Source organism: Microbispora sp. H10949 (assembly GCF_014161435.1).
GTDB lineage: Bacteria > Actinomycetota > Actinomycetes > Streptosporangiales > Streptosporangiaceae > Microbispora > Microbispora triticiradicis.
In genome coordinates this window covers 666,186-685,396 of the sequence record NZ_JABBWZ010000003.1, presented here as the reverse complement: position 1 = coordinate 685,396, position 19,211 = coordinate 666,186, and the positions used below count along the sequence as shown (strand labels likewise).

The following is a 19,211-nucleotide window of genomic DNA, read 5'->3' as shown; positions in this document are numbered from 1 at the left end:
GATCAGGCCACCGCGGAGGAGATGGCCTCCTCGACCGCGCGAAGCGCGTCACCGATCGCCTCGGGCCGCGTGCCACCGCCCTGCGCCACGTCGTCCTTGCCGCCACCGCCACCCCCGAGAGCCTTGGCGGCGACGCCGACGAGACGGCCCGCCTTCAGGCCACGCTCGCGTCCCGCCTCGCTGACCGCGGCGACGACGACCGGCCGGTCGGAGGGGACGCCGGAGACGACGACGACCGCGGCGCGGTCGCCAGGGAACCTGCCGCGCACATCGAGGGCGAGTTTACGCAGGTCGTCGGCGGAGGTGCCATCAGGCGCGCGGTGCGTGACCACCGAGACGCCCTGGACGTCGCGGGCCTGCGCGGCGAGCTCTCCGGCCACCGCGAGCACCTGGGCCGAGCGGACCTTCTCCAGCTCCTTCTCGGCGGCGCGCAGCCGGGTGACGATGCCCTCGATGCGCTCGGGCAGCTCCTCGCGGCGGGTCTTGAGCTGCTCGCTCAGCTGCGCGACGAGCACGCTCTCCCGGGCGAGGAACCGGAACGCGTCGAGACCGACGAGCGCCTCGACCCGGCGCACGCCCGCGCCGATGGACGACTCGCCCAGCACCTTCACCAGGCCGAGCTGGCCGGAGCTGGCCACGTGGGTGCCGCCGCACAGCTCGCGGGAGTAGTCGCCGACCTCGACGACCCGGACCTCGTCGCCGTACTTCTCGCCGAACAGCGCGAGCGCGCCCATCGCGCGGGCCTGGGCCTGGCTGGTGTAGAACGCGTTGACCTTGAGGTCGCCGATCAGGACGGCGTTGACCTCGTCCTCGACGTCGCGCAGCATCGACGCCGGCACGGCGCCCGCGGCGGTGAAGTCGAAGCGGAAGCGTCCCGGGGAGTTCTCCGAGCCCGCCTGGGCCGCCGACTCGCCGAGCGCGTTGCGGAACCCGCGGTGGACCAGGTGGGTCGCGGTGTGGCTGCGGGAGATCGCCCGGCGCCGCTCCAGGTCGATGTCGGCCTGCGCCTGGTCGCCGACCCGCACCTCGCCCGTGCGCACCTTGCCGCGGTGCACGATCAGGCCCGGCACCGGCGACTGGACGTCCACGATCTCGATCTCGGCGCCGCCGGTGCGGATCAGGCCCTGGTCGGCGAGCTGGCCGCCGCCCTCCGCGTAGAACGGAGTGCGGTCGAGCACGATCTCCAGGGTGGTCCCCGCACCCGCCGCCGGGACCGACGCGCCGTCGACCAGCAGGCCGATGACATCGGCCTCGGAGGTGGTGTGGTCGTAGCCGAGGAAGTCGACCTTCCCGGCCTTCTCCAGGATGGTGGTGAAGACCGAGATGTCGGCGTTGCCGGTCTTCTTCGCCGCGGCGTCGGCCTTGGCGCGGTCCCGCTGCTCCTTCATGAGCCGGCGGAAGCCCTCCTCGTCCACCTGGAGGCCCTGCTCGGCCGCCATCTCCAGGGTGAGGTCGATCGGGAAGCCGTAGGTGTCGTGGAGCTGGAACGCCTGCTCGCCGCCGAGCGTGCCGCCGCCCTTGCGCCTGGTCTCCTCCACCGCGACGTCGAAGATCGCCGTACCGGTGCGGAGCGTGCCGATGAACGACGCCTCCTCGGCGTCGATGACCGTGTGGATGTTGGCGGCGTCCGCCTTGAGCTCGGGGTACTGCTGGCCCATGGCCTCGATGGTGACGGCGGTGAGCGCGTGCATGTGCCGCTCCTCGCCCGCGCCGAGCAGGCGGAGGTTGCGGATCGCGCGGCGCAGCATGCGGCGCAGCACGTAGCCGCGGCCCTCGTTGGACGGCAGCACGCCGTCGCCGACGAGCATGACCCCCGCCCGCATGTGGTCGGCGATCACCCGCAGCGAGACGTCCGCCCGCTTGTCGCGCCCGTAGCGCGACCGGGTGAGCTCGGCCGCCGTGTCGAGGATCTTGTACGTGGTGTCGATCTCGTAGATGTTGTCGACGCCCTGGAGGATCGCGGCCATGCGCTCCAGGCCCATGCCGGTGTCGATGTTCTTGGCCGGCAGCTCGCCCGCCACGTCGAAGTCGACCTTGGTGCGGACCTTGCTGAGCTGGAACTGCATGAAGACGAGGTTCCAGACCTCGAGGTAGCGGTTCTCGTCCGCGATCGGCCCGCCCTCGCGGCCGTACTCGGGGCCGCGGTCGTAGTAGATCTCCGAGCACGGGCCGCCGGGGCCGGGCACGCCCATGTGCCAGTAGTTGTCGGCGAGGTCGCGGCGCTGGATGCGGTCGAGCGGCAGTCCCACCTCGCGGTGCCAGATGTCCTGGGCCTCGTCGTCGTCCAGGTAGACGGTCGCCCACAGGCGGTCCTCGGGGAAACCGAAGCCGCCCTCGGACTCGGGGCGGGTCAGCAGCTCCCAGGCGAACGGGATCGCCTGCGCCTTGAAGTAGTCGCCGAAGGAGAAGTTGCCGAGCATCTGGAAGAAGCTGGCGTGCCGGGTGGTCTTGCCGACCTCGTCGATGTCGAGGGTGCGCATGACCTTCTGGGCGCTGGTCGCCCGCCGGAACGGCGGCGTCTGCTGCGCCAGGAAGTAGGGCTTGAACGGGACCATCCCCGCGTTCACCAGAAGCAGCGTCGGGTCCTCGGCGACCAGGCTGGCCGAGGGCACGACTGTGTGCCCGCGCTCCTCGAAGAAGCGCAGGAAGCGGCGCGCGATCTCTGCCGACTCCATCTCAGCGGCCATCCTTTACGTCGTAGATTCTGCTGTTGCCGGTAGTGGTGTCATCAACGGTGTCCAGCCCGAGCCCGGCGCGCAACTCGGTTTCCCTGCTCGCCGACAGGTGACGCACCTCGCCGGCGAAGTCCCTGAGCTGGTCCGCGAGGGCCGCCGCGCGGCCGGCGGTGCGCCTGGCCACGTGGTCGGGCCGCAACGACTGAAGCTTACGCATGGCCCAGACCGCGAGATACGCGCCGAGGGACATGTAGAAGAGACGGCGGATCATCCGCGCCCCCTTCCGATGGCGCGCGGCTCGGCCACGCGCTCGGCGGTGTGCCGCTCCCTGATCCTGTCCCTGGTGTGGGGACCGGTGCGGGGACCGCCGCGGGCCACCCTCCGGGCCGGGGCCCTGCGGGCGGCGCGGCGGGCCAGCGCGAGGCGGAAGCCGTCGCGGAAGGCGGCGATCTTGAGCACCGGGCCGGCGAACACCGCGGACGCCACCCCGGTGATCCTGACCATGTTGCCGCTGACGTCCCGCATGTTGTCCGAGATCGCCTCGGCCGCGACCAGCCGCCGGTTCGCCTCGGTGACGGTCTGGCTCATGTCGTCCAGGAGCGGCCCGAGGCGGTCGCTCAGCTCGGCCACCGACTTGCGGGTCTCGGTCAGCAGTCTGGCCAGCCTGACCAGCACGACGACCATGAAGCAGACCAGGATCGCCCAGAAAATGGCGACCACGAGGCCCGCCAGCTCTCCCGCGGTAAGCATGTGCCGATCTCCCTGGATCACCGGAGCTGGAATGGCAAGACCCTATCGCGAACGCCCTGCCCGCCGTTCCGCAGCACACACCCGGCACCCGAGCCGCATCGAAGAGAGCACGGAAGACGGCACCGAAGACGGGCGCACAGGCCGGCGGCGTGCCGGGGGCGCTCAGCCGCCGCGCAGGAAGGCCCGGATCTTCGCCCAGCGCTCGGCGAACCGCGCCTCCGCGCCGTGGGAGGTCGGTTCGTAGTAGCGGCGCTCGCGCAGTTCCTCCGGCGCGTAGTCCTGGCGGACGAGGCCGTGCTCGAAGTCGTGGGGGTACTGGTAGCCCCTGCCGTGGCCGAGCTTCTTCGCGCCGGGGTAGTGCGCGTCGCGCAGGTGGCCGGGGACGCGCCCGACCAGGCCGCGCCGCACGTCGTCGGAGGCGGCGCCGATGGCCTTGACGACCGCGTTGGACTTGGGCGCCAGCGCGCAGTGGATGACGGCCTGCGCGAGGTTGATCCTGCCCTCGGGCAGGCCGATGAAGTCCACCGCCTGGGCGGCGGCCACCGCGACCTGCAGGCACGTCGGGTCGGCCATCCCCACGTCCTCGCTCGCGAAGATCACGATCCGGCGGGCGATGAAGCGCGGGTCCTCTCCCGCCTCGACCATCCGGGCCAGGTAGTGCAGGGCGGCGTCGGCGTCCGAGCCGCGCATGCTTTTGATGAACGCGCTGGTCACGTCGTAGTGCTGGTCGCCCTGCCGGTCGTAGCGCACGGCGGCCTTGTCCACGGCCCGCTCGACGACCTCGACCGTGACCTCCGGCGTGACGTCCGGCCCGGCGCCCGGCGGGGCGTCGTCGACCAGCATCGCCGCCGCCTCCAGATAGGTCAGCGAGCGCCGCGCGTCGCCGCCGGCCAGCCGTACGAGCTGGTCGAGGGCCTCGGGCCGCAGGGTGGCGCGCCCGGCGAGGCCGCGCGGGTCGGTCACCGCGCGCTCCAGTACGGCGCGCACGTCGTCGTCGGTCAGCGGTTCGAGGGTGAGCAGCAGCGAGCGGGACAGCAGCGGCGAGATGACCGAGAAGAAGGGGTTCTCGGTGGTCGCGCCGATGAACGTCACCCAGCGGTTCTCCACCGCCGGCAGCAGCGCGTCCTGCTGCGCCTTGTTGAAGCGGTGGACCTCGTCCACGAACAGCACGGTCTGCCTGCCGGTCATGCCGAGGTCGCGCCGGGCCTGGTCGATGGCGGCGCGCACGTCCTTGACCCCGGCCGAGACGGCCGAGACCTCGACGAACCTCCGCTTGGTCGCGCCCGCGACGACGTAGGCCAGCGTGGTCTTGCCGGTGCCGGGCGGCCCCCACAGGAAGAGCGACATCGGGGCGTCGCTCTCCACCAGGCGGCGCAGCGGGGTGCCGGGACCGAGCAGGTGCCGCTGGCCGATCACCTCCTCCAGCGAGCGCGGCCGCATCCGCACGGCGAGCGGCTCCTGGCCGCGGTGGGCCTCCTCGGCCGCCGAATCGAACAGGCTCTCCACGCCGCCGACACTACCCTCAGGCGCCCCACACGGCGGTCGCGCCGGTGTGCCCGGTGCGTACGGCGTAGTAGCCGACGGCCACGGCGAGGATCACGGCGACGGCCGACGCGACCAGGACGGCCGCCCGGGGGCCCGTTCCCACCGGGGCCCGGCGCCCCCGGGTGAGCCACACCAGCGCCAGGGAGACGACGGTCAGCAGCGCGGTCAGCGGCAGGAGGGTCTCGGCGAACCCCGAGTGGACCTCGATCGCCTCGGAGACCCGGCCCCCGAACATCCGGTGCTCCAGCCGCTCCCCGCTCTCCTTGGCCGCGAACACGGAGGCGAGCGCCGCCAGAGCCGTCGCGACCAGTGCCCAGTCGAGCCGATGCCGCACGCGGGGCAGGACGGCGTACGCGATCGACAGCGCCGCGAGCAGCGGCGCGAAGATCACCGCGGCGTGGACGACGAGGGCGTGGACGGGAAGTCCGAAGATCTGGTCGAACATCGTGGTCGTCACTCCTGAGACGAGAGGGCCGGGCGCGTGGTCCGGGTTTGGTTCGTCAGGAGGTTCTCAGGCGGTTCTGAGAGCTAGATGAGCGCAAACACCGGTGATACCCATGCGACGCCTGTTTTACACGAACCCGACGGGATCGCGGATAGAGTGACCCAGCGTCATACAAAAGGGGAAATGGAAGGCATAGCGGTGACCGACACTGATCGGCAGAAGCAGCCGGCTTCGCGCGTGAGCACGACCGGGCGCACCACCAACCCCCGTCGGCGTCTGGGGGGCACCCTCGGCGCCGGACTGGGGGTTCTCGCGCTCGTGGGCGGCCTGGCGGCCTGCAGTGACGGCTCGGCCAAGGATGCGGCCGGGGCGACCCCCTCGGCCTCCGCCTCGGCGGGCCCTTCGACGGGCCCCTCCGCGGTCCCGTCCGAGTTGCCCACGGCGACGCCGTCCGCCAAGCCCACCGACTTGCGCAAGGTCAGCTGCGAGTATCGCAAGGACGACACGGGCAGCCCGGCGAAGTTCGTGGGCTTCCCGCCCAAGAAGCTGAACAGGGCGGTCATCAAGGCGTCCAAGATGACGGTCAGGACCAACCTGGGGAACATCGTCATCGACCTGGCCACCGGCGACGCGCCGTGCACGGTGAACTCGTTCGCGTTCCTGGCGAAGAAGAACTACTTCGACAACACGGTCTGCCACCGGCTCACGACGGTCGAGACGAACGGCCTCGGCCTCCTGCAGTGCGGGGACCCGCAGGCCAAGGGGGACGGCGAGAACCCGACGGACGGCACCGGCGGGCCGGGCTACCTGTTCAACGACGAGAACCTCGGGCCGCAGTACAGCCGGGGCGTCGTCTTCATGGCCCAGCCGGGCGACGCGTCGAACTCCAACGGCAGCCAGTTCGTCATCTCCTACACCGACGAGAACGCGCAGCTGCCCCAGTCGTACACACCGTTCGGCATCGTCAGCAAGGGGATGGAGATCGTCGACAAGATCGCCAAGGGTGGTGTCAACACGGCCAAGGACGGCGTCGACATCACCAGCGACGACGGCGGCTCCAACGCCCCCAAGATCAAGGTCCGGATCAAGGACGTCATCGTGTCCTGATCCGTCCTGATCGGAAACGGCCCGCGATCTCGTGATCGCGGGCCGTTCTCGTCCCGGCGGGGCGGAGCCGCCTGGCTCCGGTGCTACCCGATCACGCGCGGGGGGCGGCGTCGGCGCCGGACCTGTCGCCCTTCGGCGCGGCGTCCACGCCGGCCTCCTTGCGCTGCTCCACCGTGATCGGGCTGGGCGCGCCGGTCAGCGGGTCGTACCCGGAGGCCGTCTTCGGGAAGGCGATCACGTCGCGGATCGACTCGCCGCCCGCCAGCAGCATGCAGACCCGGTCCCAGCCGTAGGCGATGCCGCCGTGCGGCGGCGGGCCGTACTTGAACGCCTCCAGCAGCCAGCCGAACTTGCTCTCGGCCTCCTCCTTGGAGATGCCGAGCACGTCGAAGACGCGCTGCTGCATCTCGGCCCGGTGGATACGGATCGAGCCCCCGCCGATCTCCATGCCGTTGCAGACCATGTCGTAGGCGTAGGCGAGCGCCTCCCCGGGGTGGTCCTGGAAGTTGTCGGCCCACTCCGGCCTGGGCGCGGTGAACGGGTGGTGGACCGGGGTCCAGCCGCCTTCCCCGTCCTCCTCGAACATCGGCGCGTCCACGATCCACAGGAACGACCACTGCGACTCGTCGATCAGGCCGCAGCGGCGGCCGATCTCCAGGCGGGCCGCGCCGAGCAGGTCGCGGGAGGCCGCGGGCGCGCCCGCGGCGAAGAAGACCGCGTCGCCGGGCCGGGCCCCGGTCCGTTCGGCGAGACCGGCCAGCTCGGTCTCCGAGAGGTTCTTCGCCACCGGGCCGCCGAGGGTGCCGTCCTCCTGCACCAGCACGTACGCCAGGCCGCGCGCCCCGCGCGACTTGGCCCACTCCTGCCAGGCGTCCAGCTCCCTGCGGGTCTGCGAGGCGCCGCCGGGCATCACGACGGCTCCCACGTACGGCGCCTGGAAGACCCGGAACGCGGTGTCCGCGAAGTAGCCGGTGAGGTCGGTCAGCTCGACCCCGAAGCGCAGGTCGGGCTTGTCCGAGCCGTACCGCGCCATCGCCTCGGCGTACGTCATCCGGGGCAGCGGGACGGGCAGCTCGTAGCCGAGCGTCTCCTTCCAGATGCGCCCGATCAGGGCCTCGCCCAGGGCGATCACGTCGTCCTGGTCGACGAACGACATCTCGATGTCGATCTGGGTGAACTCCGGCTGCCGGTCGGCCCGCAGGTCCTCGTCCCGGAAGCACCGGGCGAGCTGGTAGTAGCGCTCCAGACCGGAGACCATGAGGAGCTGCTTGAACAGCTGCGGCGACTGCGGCAGGGCGTACCAGCTGCCCGGCTGGAGCCGCACGGGCACCAGGAAGTCGCGGGCGCCCTCGGGCGTGGAGCGGGTCAGGGCGGGGGTCTCGACGTAGACGAACCCGTGCTCGCGCATGACCTCGTTGGCGAGGTAGGTCGCCTGCGACCGGGTGCGCAGCGCGTGGGCGACCTGCTGGCGGCGGATGTCGAGGTAGCGGTACCTCAGCCGCGCCTCCTCCGACACGCCGGAGCCGCCCTCGATCGGGAACGGCAGCGGCGCGGACTCGCTCAGCACCTCCACCTCGGAGGCGACGACCTCGATCTCACCCGTGGGCAGGTCGGGGTTCTCGTTGCCCTCCGGCCGCGTGCGGACCTCCCCCGTGACCCTCACGCAGTACTCCGCGCGCAGGTCGTGGGCGTGGTCCTCCTCGCGGAAGACCACCTGGGCGGAGCCGGAGGCGTCGCGCAGGTCGATGAAGACCACGCCGCCGTGGTCGCGCCGGCGCGCCACCCATCCGGCCAGCGTCACCTTCTGGCCCGCCTGCCCCTTGCGGAGTGTGCCTGCCTCGTGGGTGCGGATCACGAGTCTTTCCCCTTCAAGAACTCGACGACCTCCGCGAGCGGGACCGCGGTCTGGTCGCCTGTTGCCAAATCCTTCACCTGTACGGCTCCCGCCTCGATGTCCCGGTCGCCGAGGATGAGCGCGTAGCGCGCGCCGCTGCGGTCGGCGGCCTTCATCGCGCCCTTCACGCCCCGGCCGCCGAAGGCCATGTCGACCGCGAGACCGGCCCGGCGCAGCTCGCTGACCAGCGGGAAGATCCGCCGCCTCGCCTCCTCGCCGAGCGGGACGGCGAACGCGGCGAGAGCGCGCGGCCGCTCGGTCAGCAGCCCCTCCGCCTCCATCGCGAGCACCGTGCGGTCCACCCCGAGGGCCCAGCCGACGCTGGGCAGGGCGGGGCCGCCGATCTGCTCGCTCAGGCCGTCGTAGCGCCCTCCCCCGCCGACCGCCGACTGCGCGCCCAGCCCGTCGTGCAGGAACTCGAACGTCGTACGGGTGTAGTAGTCGAGGCCGCGGACCAGCCGGGGGTCGTCTTCGTAGGCTACCCCGGCGGCCGTCAGCAGTCCCCTGACCTCCTCGTGGTAGGCCTTGCAGGCCCCGCACAGGTGGTCGGTGACCAGCGGCGCGCCCGTGAGCTGTGCCCGCACCTCCGGGCGCTTGTCGTCGAGCACGCGCAGCGGGTTGATCTCCACCCGCGCGCGGGTGGCCTCGTCGAGGTCGAGCCCGCGCAGGAAGTCCTGGAGCGCGGCGCGATAGGCCGGGCGGCACTCGCGGCAGCCCAGCGAGTTGAGCAGCAGCCGGACCCCGCGCAGGCCGAGGGAGGTGTAGCCGTCCATCGCCAGGACGATCAGCTCGGCGTCGAGCGCCGGGTCCTCGGATCCGAGTGCCTCGGCCCCCACCTGGGAGAAGTGGCGGTAGCGGCCGGCCTGGGCCCGCTCGTAGCGGAAGTAGCTGCCGGAGTACCAGAGCTTGATCGGCAGCGGGCCGCCGTACAGGCCGTGTTCGAGCACGGCCCGCACCACGCTCGCCGTGCCCTCCGGGCGCAGCGTCAGCGACTGGCCGCCCCGGCTGGTGAACGTGTACATCTCCTTCGTGACGATGTCGGTCGACTCGCCGACGCCGCGGGAGAACAGCGCGGTGTCCTCGAAGGCAGGCGTCTCGATGTAGCCGTAGCCGGCGCGGCGGGCGGGCGCGGACAGCGCGTCCCGCACGGTGAGCGCCCACTCCGAGCGCGGGGGCATCCAGTCGAAGGTGCCCTTCGGCGCCTGAAACGTCATCACAATCCCCTGGTCGGGCCGACGGGCGGCGCGGCGTCCCTGAGGAAGGGGTTGGTCGCGCGCTCGCGGCCGATTGTCGTCTGAGGTCCGTGGCCGGGCAGGACCAAGGTCTCGTCCGGCAGCGTCAGCGTCTTGGCGAGGCTGCGCAGTATGGCGGCGTGGTCGCCGCCGGGCAGGTCGGTGCGGCCGATGGAGCCGGCGAAGAGCAGGTCGCCCGCGAACAGGACCTGGATATCCTCGGCGGGCGCCCGGAACGTCACCGACCCCCTGGTATGGCCGGGCCGGTGCTCGACCGTGAACTCGAGCCCCGCCAGGCTCAGCACGGCGCCGTCGGCCAGCTCGCGCACGTCGTCGGGCTCGGAAAGTTTCAGACCGCCGAACACCCCACCGGCCTGCGGCGGAAATCCCTTCGCCGGGTCCGACAGCAGGTCGCGGTCCTCCGGATGGATCCACGCGGGCACGTCGCGGGCGCCGCACACCGGGGCCACCGACCACACGTGGTCGATGTGACCGTGGGTGAGCAGCACCGCGACCGGCTTCAGGCGGTGCTCGCCGAGCAGCGCGTCGAGGTCACCGACAGCGTCCTGACCTGGGTCGATGACCACGCACTCCGCGCCTGCTGCGGGAGCGACGACGTAACAGTTGGTCTGGAACGAACCTGCGGGAAACCCGGCGACGAGCACGGAAGCGGCCTCTGCGTCTGTACGGATCAATCAAGGATTGCGCGAGCGAATGTAACCGAAGGGTACCGGTGCGGGTCGGCAGGCTGCGAACCGATACCCGTCAGCCGATACGATTCGCCCACCTCAATAGTCATTCTTGGAGCAGTCGAGCCGGATGCTATAGAACGGGCCACCGCCCCGGAGGACCCCTCCGGCGCGGGTGGCCGTTCGGGCGCGACCGCGCCCGGGCGTACGACCATGGGAAACACGACGAGTCGGGAGGTCGAAGTGGTCACCGGCAAGGACCGGCAGAAGCAGCTGGCCCGGGAGCACTACCAGCGGCAGATGCAGGCGCGCGTGGAGCGCGAGCAGAAGGCGCGGCGCAACGCGATCATCGGCACCACCACGGCGGTGGTGGTCGTGATCGGCGGCGTCGTGGCGGCGACGACCCTCCTCGGCGGTGACGACAAAGCCGATCCCGCCGCCTCGGCCGCGCCGACCGCCAGCGCCCTCGCGAACGACCCCAAGCCGTACGATCCGGCCTCCGGCACCTGCGGGTACGTGGCCGACAAGAGCAGCGGCCAGGTCAAGGACGTCGGCGTGCCGCCGGAGAAGGTGAGCACGGCCCCGGCGACGATGACCATCAGGACCAACCTCGGTCCCATCGTCGCCACGCTGGACAGCGCCAAGGCGCCGTGCACGGTCAACTCGTTCAAGTACCTGGCGTCGAAGGACTACTTCGACGACACCAGGTGCCACCGGATGGGCACGGACTTCCCGATCCTGCAGTGCGGCGACCCGCTGGCCAAGGCCGACGGGAAGAACCCGACCGACGGCCAGGGCGGCCCCGGCTACCGCTTCGCCAACGAGAACCTGACGGGCGCCAAGTACACGCGCGGCGTGCTCGCGATGGCGAACAGCGGGCCGAACACCAACGGCAGCCAGTTCTTCATCGTGTTCGGGGACACCGGGCTGTCGCCCGACTACACGCCTTTCGGTACCGTGACCACAGGACTCGAAATCCTGGACAAGGTGGCCAAGAAGGGCGTGATCGCCGGTGCCACCGGCGATGGCACCGGAGCCCCGAAGCAGCCCGTAGTCATCAAAGACGTGACAATCACCAGCAAGAGCTGACGTAATACAACCAAGGGCACATCGGGCCCTGGAGGCTGATTCAAGTGCGGGAGGACACGGTGAGCACCGACCCGTGGGGCCGGGTAGACGAGGACGGCACCGTCTACGTGCGTACGGCTGAGGGAGAACGGGCCGTCGGGTCCTGGCAGGCCGGTGAGCCGGAGGAGGCGCTGGCCTATTACCGCCGCAAGTTCGACGAGCTGGCCGGCCAGGTCCAGTTGCTGGAGCAGCGGGTGCGCGGCACCGACCTCGCCCCCGCCCAGGCCGAGGCGAGCATCGCCAAGCTGCGGGAGTCGGTCGCCGAGGCGCACGCCGTCGGCGACCTGGGCTCGCTGCACGACCGGCTCGGGGCGCTGAGCGAGCTCGTCGGCAAGCGGCGCGAGGAGTTGCGGGCGGCCCGCGACCAGGCCCGCGTGCACGCCCGGGAGGTCAAGGAGCGCATCGTCGCCGAGGCCGAGCGCATCGCCGACGAGACGACCCACTGGAAGTCCGGCGGCGAGCGGCTGCGGCAGCTCGTCGAGGAGTGGAAGGCGGCCGAGCGGGTCGACCGGGCCACCGAGGCGACGCTGTGGAAGCGGCTGTCCACGGCCCGTACGGCCTTCGCCAAGCGGCGCAAGGCGTACTTCTCCTCCCTGGACGAGCAGCGGGACGCGGTGCGGGGCGCCAAGGAGCGCATCGTGAACGAGGCGGAGGCCCTCTCCGGCTCGACGGAGTGGAACGCCACCGCGGCGGCCTACCGGGAGCTGATGCGCCAGTGGAAGGCCGCGGGCCGGGCCTCCCGGGAGGCCGAGGACGAGCTGTGGACGCGCTTCAAGGCCGCCCAGGACGAGTTCTTCCACGCCCGGTCGGCGGTGTTCGCCGAGCGTGACGCCTCGTTCGCCGCCAACGCCGAGGTCAAGGAGGGGCTGCTGACCGAGGCCGAGCGGCTGCTCCCGGTCGGCGACGCGCGCGCGGCGCGATCGGCGCTGCGGGGCATCCTGGAGCGGTGGGAGGCGGCCGGCCCGGTGCCGCGCGACCAGCGCGACCGCCTGGAGGGCGGGCTGCGCAAGGTCGACGAGGCCGTCCGCAGGGCCGAGGAGAACGAGTGGAAGCGCTCGAACCCCGAGGCCAGGGCGCGTGCCCAGGACACCGTCAACCAGCTCCGCAGGTCCATCGAGCAGCTGGAGACCCGGCTGTCCAAGGCCCAGACGGCGGGCCGGGACAAGGACGTCAAGGAGACGGAGGAGGCCCTGGCCGCCCGCCGCTCCTGGCTGGAGGAGGCCGAGCGCACCCTCGCCGAGTTCTCCTGACCCTTTCGCTCCCCTCCCCGGCGCGGCCGCGGCGCCCGCCGGGGACGGCGGCGGGCGTCAGTTGGTCACGCGGTAGACGTCGTAGACGCCGGGGACGCCCCGCACCGCCTTGAGCACGTGCCCCAGGTGCTTCGGGTCGCCCATCTCGAAGGTGAACTTGCTGATGGCGACCCTGTCCCTGCTGGTCGCGACCGAGGCGGACAGGATGTTCACGTGCTGGTCCGACAGGGTCCGCGTGACGTCCGACAGCAGTCGGGGCCGGTCGAGCGCCTCCACCTGGATCGCGACGAGGAAGACCGAGTCGTCCCCGGGCGACCAGGCCACCTCCACCAGCCGGTCGGGGTGGGAGCTGAGCTGCTCGACGTTCGGGCAGTTCGCCCGGTGCACCGAAACGCCGTGCCCGCGGGTGACGAACCCGACGATGTCGTCCCCCGGCACCGGGGTGCAGCAGCGCGACAGGCGCACCCACACGTCGGGGTCGCCCGCCACCATCACCCCGGCGTTCGAGCCGGCCCTCGGCCTGCCCTTGAGCCGCGTCGGGACCTGGGCCTCGGCGATGTCCTCCTCGGCCCCCTCGACGCCTCCCAGGGCCTGCACGAGCTTGTCCACGACCGACTGGGCGGCGACGTGCCCCTCGCCCACCGCGGCGTACAGGGCGGACACGTCGGCGTAGCGCAGGTCGCGGGCGAGCGCCAGCAGCGCCTCGCCGGACATCAGCCGCTGCAGCGGCAGGCCCTGCTTGCGCATGGCCCGCCCGATCGCCTCCTTGCCCGCCTCGATGGCGGTCTCGCGGCGCTCCTTGGTGAACCACTGGCGGATCTTGTTGCGGGCCCGGCCGCTCTTGACGAACTTGAGCCAGTCGCGCGACGGGCCGGCGTCCGGCGACTTCGAGGTGAAGATCTCGACGGTGTCGCCGTTGCCGAGACGGGACTCCAGCGGGACCAGCCGGCCGTTCACCCGCGCGCCGATGCACCGGTGGCCGACCTCCGTGTGCACCGCGTACGCGAAGTCGACCGGGGTGGCGCCCTCGGGCAGGGCGATCACCTGGCCGCGCGGGGTGAAGACGAAGACCTCCGAGACCGACAGGTCGAAGCGCAGCGACTCCAGGAACTCGCCGGGGTCGGAGGTCTCCTTCTGCCAGTCGAGGAGCTGGCGCAGCCAGGCCATGTCGCCGACCTGCTTCACCTTCCCGGGGCCCGCCCCGATCATCTCCTCCTTGTACTTCCAGTGCGCCGCCACGCCGTACTCGGCGCGGTTGTGCATCGCCCGCGTGCGGATCTGCAGCTCGATGGCCTTGCCCTCGGGTCCCATGACCGTCGTGTGCAGCGACTGGTACATGTTGAACTTCGGCATGGCGATGTAGTCCTTGAACCGCCCCGGCACCGGCTTCCACTGGGCGTGGATCGTTCCGAGCGCGGCGTAGCAGTCGCGGACCGTGTCGACCAGCACGCGGATGCCCACCAGGTCGTAGATGTCGTCGAAGGCCACGGCCTTGGCGATCATCTTCTGGTAGATCGAGTAGTAGTGCTTGGGCCGGCCCCGGACGGTCGCCTTGATCTTCGCCTCGCGCAGGTCGGCGGAGACCTTCTCGATCACCTCGTGCAGGTACAGGTCGCGGCGCGGCGCCCGCTCCGACACCATCCGGGCGATCTCGTCGTACCGCTTGGGGTAGAGCATGGCGAACGCGAGGTCCTCCAGCTCCCACTTGATGGTGTTCATGCCGAGCCGGTGGGCCAGCGGGGCGAAGATCTCCAGCGTCTCGCGCGACTTCTGCTGGCGCTTGTGCTCGGGCATGTAGCGCATGGTCCGCATGTTGTGCAGCCGGTCGGCCAGCTTGATCACCAGCACGCGGATGTCGCGCGACATCGCGACGACCATCTTGCGCACGGTCTCCGCCTGCGCCGCGTCGCCGAACTTCACCTTGTCGAGCTTGGTCACCCCGTCGACGAGCAGCGCGATGTTGTCGCCGAAGTCGGCTCGTAACTCGTCGAGGCTGTAGGCGGTGTCCTCGACGGTGTCGTGCAGCAGGGCGGCGCACAGCGTCTCGTCGTCGGTGCCCAGCTCCGCGAGGATCGTCGCCACCGCGAGCGGGTGCGTGATGTACGGATCGCCGCTCTTCCGCTTCTGGTCGCGGTGGTGGTAGGCGGCGACGTCGTACGCGCGCTCTATCAGGCGCAGGTCGGCCTTGGGATGGGTGGCACGGACCGTCTTGAAGAGCGGTTCCAACACCGGATTCATAGCACCCCACTGCCCCCCGAAACGGGAGAGCCTACGTCGCGTGGCCGGCGACGCCGGCTTGTCCTCAGGGCCCGCCGCGGGGTCGCGCGCCTCCTCGGGGGGCACGTCGGTGACGGGCTCGGGGACGTCGCGGGGGGTCTCACCGCGATCGACCCGCGCGTCGTCGGGCACGACCACATCACGGGGCACACAGACTCCTCACGTCGAGTCCAGATTCCACAGTGTATCCGTGCTGCCACAGCGCTCTCGGCCGCGTACCCCCGATTCGCCCAGTCTGGTGCACCCAGTCCGGTTTGCCCAGCCCTGTTCCCTCGGTCTGGTTCGTTCAGACGGTGAGCAGGGTGCGCACCTCCAGCCCGGGCAGCCGGTCGCGGCCGGAGAGGAAGGACAGCTCCATCAGGAAGGAGACCGCCACCACCTGCGCGCCGGTCCGCCTGACCAGCTCCACGGCAGCCCGGGCGGTGCCGCCCGTGGCGAGGACGTCGTCCACGATCAGCACGCGGTCGCCGGGCTCGAAGGCGTCGGCGTGCACCTCGATCGTCGCGGAGCCGTACTCCAGATCATAGGACTCCTCGTACGTCTCTGAAGGCAGTTTGCCCTCTTTGCGCACCGGTACGAATCCCGCGCCGCTGCGGTAGGCCACCGGCGCGGCGAGGATGAACCCGCGCGCCTCGATGCCGACCACCTTGTCGAACGCCAGGCCGTCGCCGAGTTCGTCCACGACCTGCGTGAAGGCCGCGTGGTCCGCCAGCAGCGGGGTGATGTCCTTGAAGAGGATGCCCGGCTTGGGGTAGTCGGGGACATCCCTGATGAGTGCCGTCCAGTCAGTCACGACGTTCACCCTAGTGCCGCGACCGCCAGGATTCGCCCCGGCGGAGCGGTGTCCAGAGTGGTGCATAGGGGCCCGGGCGCACGTGAAGGCGCCCCCGGAACCCGAGCGGGTTCCGGGGGCGCCTCCGTGGTGTGCGCGACGCGCTCAGCGCTTCTTGCGCTTGTCGTCGGGCGGGGTCGTGCCCTGCGAGCCCGCCGAGACCGGCTCCTTGACCGTACGGGTGGCCTTGGCGGTGGAGACCTCCTTGGCGTGCACCCGCCGGGCGAGCGCCTGCCACTTGGGCTCCCGCTCCTTGAGCGTGACCAGGATCGGCGTCGCCACGCACAGGGAGGAGTAGGTGCCGACGATCATGCCGACGAACAGGGCCAGCGACAGGTCCTTCAGCGTGCCCGCGCCGAGCAGCGTGGTGCCGATGAACAGGATCGCCGCCACCGGCAGGATCGCGACCAGCGAGGTGTTCAGCGACCGGATCAGCGTGTGGCTGAGCGCGTTGTTGGCGGCCTGCGTGTAGGTCATCTTCGCGCTCGTGCCGAGCTTGCCCGTCACCTCCTTGATCATGTCGAAGACGACAACCGCGTCGTACAGCGAGTAACCGAGGATGGTGAGGAAGCCGAGCATGGTCGCCGGCGTGACCTCGAAGCCCGACCAGGCGTAGACGCCCGCCGTGATGACGAGGTCGTGGACGAGGGCGACGATCGCCGCCAGGGCCATCCGCCACTCGAACGCCACGGACAGGTACAGCATGATCGCGATCATGAAGACCGCGAGGCCGATCCAGGCCTTCTGGGAGACCTCGCCGCCCCAGGTCGCGCCGATTACCTGCGAGCTGACCTGGTTCTCCGGGACGCCGTACTTCTGGGAGACCGTCTGCTGGACCTTGGTCACCTCCTCGGCCTTGAGGCTCTCGGTGGTGACCCGCCAGTTCGGACCGGCCTGCTGGACGATGACCTGGTGGGGCCCGGCCTCCGCGACCGTCTCCCGGACCTGCTCGATGCTGGAGCCGGGCGTGCGGGCGAAGTCGAAGACCGAGCCGCCGCGGAACTCCACGCCCAGGTTCAGCCCCTGGTTGACGATGAGGCCCAGGATCGACAGGGCCAGCAGGAGTGCCGAAAGGCCGTACCAGGTCTTGCGCTTGCCGACGAAGTCGATGTCGATGTCGCCGCGGTAGAGGCGGCTGATCACTCCCGGCATCACGCCTCCTGCAGGGTCTGCTCGGCGCGGCCGGTGCGGCCCATGCGCTCCGCGTCGAGTCCGGACAGCTTGTGGCCCTTGGCGAAGAACCGCATCCGCGCCGCGAGGGACATCAGCGGCTTGGTGAAGAGGAACACGACCACGATGTCGATGAGCGTCGTCAGGCCCATCGCGAACGCGAAGCCGGCCACGTCGCCCACCGCGAGGAAGTAGAGCACCACCGCGGCGATGAACATGACGGCGTCGGCCACCAGGATGGTGCGCCGGGCACGCCGCCAGGCCACCTCCACCGCCGAGCGCAGCGTACGGCGGCCTTCCTTGATCTCGTCGCGGATCCGCTCGAAGTAGACGATGAACGAGTCGGCCGTGATGCCGATGGAGACCACGAGGCCGATGATGTGCGGCAGCGAGAGCCGGAAGCCCGCGTTGTGGCTCAGGACGTCGACGGTCAGGAACGTGACGACCGCCGCCACGCACAGGCTGGCCATGCCGATGAGCCCGAGGCCCCGGTAGTAGAGCAGCAGGTAGAGCATGACGATGATCAGCCCGATGGCGCCGGAGATCAGGCCGCCGTGGAGCTGGTCCTGGCCGAGGGTCGAGGAGACCGACACGACCGAGCTCTGCTTGAACTTCAGCGGCAGCGCGCCGTACTTGAGCTGGTCGGCCAGGTCGGTGGCGGTCACCTGGGTGAAGCTGCCGGAGATGCGGGCGCTGCCGCCGGGGATGGCCTCCTCGATCGTCGGGGCGACGATGACGACGCCGTCCAGCACGTTGGCGAGTTGGTTGCGCGGGGCCGGCAGGCTGGTGATGCGCCGGGTGATGTCGGCGAACTGCGTGGCGCCCTTCGACTTGAAGTTCACCTGGACGATCCACTCACCGGTGGTGGGGTCGGTGCCCGCCTGGGCGCCGCTGATCTCGGTGCCCTGAACGGCGGCCTTGTCCAGGATGTAGCGGGCCGAGCCGTCGTCGCTACAGGCGACGATCTGCTTGTTCGGGTCGTCGATGGCGCCCTGGCCGCGGTCCTTCGCGCTGCAGTCGATCTTGCGGAACTCGGCGAGCAGCCCCTGGTCGATGCCGCTCGTGTCCTGGCCCGCCAGCGGGTCGCTCGTGTCCTCGGGGGCGGCACTCGACGACGGCGCGGCGGAGGCCGAGGGAGAGGCCTTCGCGGCCCGGCCGCCTGACGTCGTGGCCCGCTTGCTCGTGCTCGGCTCCGGCGTCGGCGCGGTCAGCGCCTTCGACAGCGCCCGGCCCGCCGGCGTGGCGTTCCCGCTCGGGGCCGCGCTGGCCTTGGCCGTCGAGGCCACGCCGGGAGAGGCCGCCGGCGTCGCCGCGGCCGAGCCGCCCGGAGTCGGCGCGGCGGTGGACACCTGGACCGGAGGCGCCTTGGCGGCGGCCACCGCGAGTACCTGCCGCATGCGCAGTTCGGCCGTGGTGGACACCAGCTTGAGCGCCTCGTCCCGGCCCGCGCCCGGGATCTGGATCACGATGTTGTCGTTCGACTTCGCGACCTGGGCGTCGGAGATGCCGGTGCCGTTGACGCGCTGCCGGATGATCGTCACGGCGCGGTCGAGGCTTTCCTGGGAGGGAGCCTTCCCGTTCGCCGTCACCGGCGAGAGCGTCACGGTGGTGCCGCCCGCGAGGTCGAGGCCGAACTTGGGGACGAACGCCTTCTGGAGGGCGACCGTCGCGCCCATGACAAGGATGAGCGCAAGGAGCAGCAGGAGTGTGCGTCCCGGCTTGCTCTGGCTACTGGTCGGTGGGGCCACTGGAGGTCAGTTCTTTCGTCGAAAGGTTGCGATCAGCCTACTCAGGACTGCTTGGTGCTCGTATCGTCGCCGTTCCCCGTGTCGGGACCGCCGGTCACGGTCTCCTCGGTCTCCACGTCGGTCACGTCGTCCACCGGAGTGAGCACCCGGCCGATCGCCGCCTTGACCCAGCGGGTCTCGACGCCCGGCGCGAGCTCCAGCACGACGTCGTCGTCCTCAAGGGCGACGACCGTCGCGAACAGGCCTGTCGTGGTCATGACCCGGACGCCCGGGGTGAGGGAGTTCTGCATCTGGACCTGCTCCTGCTGCCGCTTGCGCTGCGGGCGGATCAACAGGAAGTAGAAAACCACTACCAGCAAGATCAGTGGCAGGAACGTCCCAAGCGGGTTGTTACCCACGGGGGCCACCCTTCCGTAACGTGATGAACCGGCCTGACGCCGGAGGTCTGGTGCGCTGCGACACGCGGGCC

16 protein-coding genes are annotated in these 19,211 nt (G+C 70.9%); 3 read left to right on the top strand and 13 right to left on the bottom strand.

Annotated elements, in window-relative coordinates:
- Positions 1 to 2: 2 nt before the first annotated feature.
- The 5 genes from alaS to HHX40_RS10440 form a co-directional block, all read right to left on the bottom strand.
- Complete coding sequence (gene alaS, locus HHX40_RS10460) at positions 3 to 2,675, bottom strand: alanine--tRNA ligase (protein ID WP_117408926.1); 2,673 nt, start codon at positions 2,673 to 2,675, stop codon at positions 3 to 5.
- Between the two features lies 1 nt (position 2,676).
- Positions 2,677 to 2,946, bottom strand: coding sequence for a hypothetical protein (locus tag HHX40_RS10455; RefSeq protein ID WP_117408927.1), 270 nt, complete (start codon positions 2,944 to 2,946; stop codon positions 2,677 to 2,679).
- Entirely contained in the window at positions 2,943 to 3,425 is a 483-nt protein-coding gene (locus tag HHX40_RS10450; RefSeq protein WP_182880342.1) for a DUF948 domain-containing protein, read from the bottom strand. The genes HHX40_RS10455 and HHX40_RS10450 overlap by 4 nt, the downstream gene beginning before the upstream one ends.
- Positions 3,426 to 3,587: 162 nt before the next feature.
- On the bottom strand, positions 3,588 to 4,931 hold the full coding sequence (locus HHX40_RS10445) for a replication-associated recombination protein A (protein WP_182880341.1): 1,344 nt from the start codon (positions 4,929 to 4,931) through the stop codon (positions 3,588 to 3,590).
- Positions 4,932 to 4,947: 16 nt separating this feature from the next.
- Positions 4,948 to 5,427, bottom strand: a complete 480-nt coding sequence (locus HHX40_RS10440; protein WP_220498898.1) for a hypothetical protein — start codon at positions 5,425 to 5,427, stop codon at positions 4,948 to 4,950.
- A 186-nt stretch (positions 5,428 to 5,613) separates the two neighbouring features.
- Here HHX40_RS10440 and HHX40_RS37615 point away from each other — a divergent pair, with 186 nt between their 5' ends.
- The gene (locus HHX40_RS37615) at positions 5,614 to 6,522 is read left to right on the top strand and encodes a peptidylprolyl isomerase (RefSeq protein WP_310738024.1); all 909 of its coding nucleotides are present in this window, start codon (positions 5,614 to 5,616) and stop codon (positions 6,520 to 6,522) included.
- Positions 6,523 to 6,613: 91 nt separating this feature from the next.
- On the opposite strand, the gene aspS is transcribed toward HHX40_RS37615, so the two are convergent.
- The 3 genes from aspS to HHX40_RS10420 are packed head-to-tail and all read right to left on the bottom strand — an operon-like array spanning position 6,614 to position 10,313.
- On the bottom strand, positions 6,614 to 8,377 hold the full coding sequence (gene aspS, locus HHX40_RS10430) for an aspartate--tRNA ligase (protein WP_182880339.1): 1,764 nt from the start codon (positions 8,375 to 8,377) through the stop codon (positions 6,614 to 6,616).
- The gene (gene hisS / locus HHX40_RS10425; protein ID WP_182880338.1) at positions 8,374 to 9,630 is read right to left on the bottom strand and encodes a histidine--tRNA ligase; all 1,257 of its coding nucleotides are present in this window, start codon (positions 9,628 to 9,630) and stop codon (positions 8,374 to 8,376) included. Before hisS ends, aspS begins: the two co-directional genes overlap by 4 nt.
- Entirely contained in the window at positions 9,630 to 10,313 is a 684-nt protein-coding gene (locus HHX40_RS10420; protein WP_182876915.1) for an MBL fold metallo-hydrolase, read from the bottom strand. The genes hisS and HHX40_RS10420 overlap by 1 nt, the downstream gene beginning before the upstream one ends.
- A gap of 237 nt (positions 10,314 to 10,550) precedes the next feature.
- Here HHX40_RS10420 and HHX40_RS10415 point away from each other — a divergent pair, with 237 nt between their 5' ends.
- Both HHX40_RS10415 and HHX40_RS10410 read left to right on the top strand, forming a co-directional pair.
- Positions 10,551 to 11,426, top strand: a complete 876-nt coding sequence (locus HHX40_RS10415; protein ID WP_182876848.1) for a peptidylprolyl isomerase — start codon at positions 10,551 to 10,553, stop codon at positions 11,424 to 11,426.
- Between the two features lie 59 nt (positions 11,427 to 11,485).
- Positions 11,486 to 12,715 (top strand): DUF349 domain-containing protein, encoded by a 1,230-nt coding sequence (locus tag HHX40_RS10410; protein ID WP_117408950.1) that lies wholly within the window; start codon positions 11,486 to 11,488, stop codon positions 12,713 to 12,715.
- A 57-nt stretch (positions 12,716 to 12,772) separates the two neighbouring features.
- On the opposite strand, the gene HHX40_RS10405 is transcribed toward HHX40_RS10410, so the two are convergent.
- From HHX40_RS10405 to yajC, 5 genes are all read right to left on the bottom strand, one after another.
- A complete protein-coding gene (locus HHX40_RS10405) occupies positions 12,773 to 14,953 on the bottom strand; it encodes a RelA/SpoT family protein (protein ID WP_182876916.1) in 2,181 nt (726 codons plus the stop codon).
- 325 nt (positions 14,954 to 15,278) lie between these two features.
- Positions 15,279 to 15,785, bottom strand: a complete 507-nt coding sequence (locus tag HHX40_RS10400) for an adenine phosphoribosyltransferase (protein ID WP_182884707.1) — start codon at positions 15,783 to 15,785, stop codon at positions 15,279 to 15,281.
- A 144-nt stretch (positions 15,786 to 15,929) separates the two neighbouring features.
- Positions 15,930 to 16,976 carry a protein translocase subunit SecF gene (gene secF / locus HHX40_RS10395; protein WP_182880336.1) on the bottom strand — a complete coding sequence of 349 codons (1,047 nt, stop codon included), beginning with the start codon at positions 16,974 to 16,976 and terminating at the stop codon, positions 15,930 to 15,932.
- Positions 16,976 to 18,670 (bottom strand): protein translocase subunit SecD, encoded by a 1,695-nt coding sequence (gene secD, locus HHX40_RS10390; RefSeq protein ID WP_182880335.1) that lies wholly within the window; start codon positions 18,668 to 18,670, stop codon positions 16,976 to 16,978. Before secD ends, secF begins: the two co-directional genes overlap by 1 nt.
- A 113-nt stretch (positions 18,671 to 18,783) precedes the next feature.
- Entirely contained in the window at positions 18,784 to 19,140 is a 357-nt protein-coding gene (yajC, locus tag HHX40_RS10385; protein ID WP_117408937.1) for a preprotein translocase subunit YajC, read from the bottom strand.
- Positions 19,141 to 19,211: the final 71 nt, after the last annotated feature.